Raw genomic sequence first — 2,321 nt, 5'->3', positions numbered from 1 at the left:
AAGTTCGCCGTGCCGTTGAAGTTCGCGTTTGGCTTGAAGTACACGGTGGCTTCGCCGTTGACCGCGTTAATAGCGCCGGTCACCGCTTTGGTCATGGCCGCGTCGGTGTAGAAGGTGCCATTGGTTGGCGTGCCGACAGTGAAGGATTTCACGTTCACCAGGCCATCCACGTCGGTCGCGCTCAGCTTGACCGCGATACCTACACTTGGGTCTTCAGCACCGGTCGCGGTAGTCGCCGCTGCAACCGGCGCGTCGTTGACCGGAGTCACGGTGATGGTGCCGTTAGCCGCTGGCGAGGTCAGTACGTTGCTACCGTCAGCGTTGCCGCTGTCGGTGGCCGTGTAGGTGAAGTTCGCCGTGCCGTTGAAGTTCGCGTTCGGCTTGAAGTAAACCGTGGCTTCGCCGTTGACCGCGTTAATAGCGCCGGTCACCGGTTTGGTCATGGCCGCATCGGTATAGAAGGTGCCATTGGTCGACGTGCCGACGTTGAACGACTTGACGTTGGCCAGACCATCGACATCGGTGGCGGACAGCTTGACCGCGATCCCGACACTTGGGTCTTCAGCACCGGTCGCCGTGGTGACGATCGCCACTGGCGCATCGTTGACCGCAGTGACCACGACGCTCACCTTGCCAGTCGTGACTTCTTCAACCTGCGTGCTCAACTCTTTGGCTGTTGCCGTCACAGTCAGATCGAAATTGGCCGTCGCATCCTTGGCCGGAGTGACGGTCAAGGTAGCCAGGTTCCAATTGCTGACATCGTACTGGGTGGTCGCACCCGTCGAGGTATAGCTGTGGCCCGTGGCGCCGTCGGTAATTACAGCGCCTTCAGGCAGGCCGCTGATTTCTACCTTGTGCGATTCCGACTGGTCATTGTCGACAAACGTGGTCGTGATCGGGCTGATCTTGATCGCACTGTCTTCCAGGCCGTGGTTGTAAACGTAGCCGGTGTAATAGCCTTCTCCGTTGACCACGTGAGCATCGTCAAAGACCGCCCCGGCGGCTTTCAACGCGTCCAGGCTGGTATAGGTCTGCACGCCGCTGCTACCCAACGCCATTGACGGGCCGCTGTTGATCGAGACATTGACGTCGTAGTTGCCCGGGCCGGCCTGGTTGTAGTGATAGATGTCGAGGGTGTAATAACCCGACTCTGTCGGCGTAAAGGGCGTTGCGTTGATCCCGCTGCCCTGGCTCCAGGTCTCGGTCGACACCAACTTGCCGCCGACGGTAACCGCCATGCTGTCATCGGCGCTGCCGGTGAAGCTGTAGCTCTTGCCGGCTTCCAGGTAAATCAGGCCAGAGACTTTGGTCGCAGTGTGCTCCACCACATCACCGTTACTCACGTTTGCGGTCACACCCGTGGAGGCTGCGCTGCCAGGGGTTTGGGCGTTGATGACCCGAATCAAATCGCTGGACTGAACAACACCATTACCGTTCGTACCCAATGCACCAGGCAGGTTCCCGCCGGTCCAGGTTTGAATGGTCAAGCCGGTTGGCACGTCACCGAACGAGCCGACCGTCACGACAGGAACGTCCGTCACTGGGTGGATATCCACGGTGATGGTTTGAGTGTCGCTGTTGAGCTGGCCGTCGGTAGCCTGGAACTTCAGCTCGGTGTAATCACCCTGCTTGTTACCGACGCCGGTGTTGCCGAAGCTGCTATCACCCGACTCGTTGGCTGCTGGGCTGTAACGCACATTGTGATTGTCGAAGTCGGCCTGGCTGAAGGCCTTGCCCGGCGACGTATCGGTTTTCAGATCAGCTGCGTTGAGCTGGACCCAAACACCGTCGACTTTGTACTCAATGGCACCGCTGGGCAGGCTGGTGAAGACGACTTTCGAGTCCGTGGAATCCACATCATTGACCCCGAATGTCGACCACTTCAGCTCGACTGGGGTGTCTTCGTTGCTTTCTATGTGGCCATTGCTCGCAGTCGGCGCATCGTTGACCGGGGTCACGTTGATGGTGCCGTTGGCTGGAGCCGAAGTCAGCGGGCTGCTGCCGTCAGCGTTACCGCCGTCGGTCGCGGTGTAAGTGAAGTTCGCCGTGCCGTGGAAGTCCGCGTTTGGTTTGAAGTAAACCGTGGCTTCGCCGTTGACCGCGTCAATGGAACCGGTCACCGGTTTGGTCATCGCCGCGTCGGTGTAGAAGGTGCCGTTGGTTGGCGTGCCGACAGTGAAGGATTTCACGTCCGTCGGACTGTCTACGTCGGTGGCGGACAGTTTGACCGCGATGCCTACGCTTGGGTCTTCAGCGCCGGTCGCAGTAGTTTCCGCAGCCACCGGCGCGTCGTTGACCGCAGTCACGGTGATGGTGCCGTT

The 2,321-nt window shown here is 59.7% G+C and carries 1 protein-coding gene; it reads right to left on the bottom strand.

Annotated features, from left to right (window positions below; translation table 11 throughout):
- The coding region (locus AB1462_RS31330; protein WP_367248936.1) for an Ig-like domain-containing protein at positions 1 to 2,321 on the bottom strand (2,321 nt) is incomplete at both ends.

It is taken from the genome of Pseudomonas sp. SB113, assembly GCF_040754745.1.
Taxonomy (GTDB): Bacteria; Pseudomonadota; Gammaproteobacteria; order Pseudomonadales; family Pseudomonadaceae; genus Aquipseudomonas; species Aquipseudomonas grimontii.
This window is presented reverse-complemented; position numbering and strand designations above follow the sequence as displayed.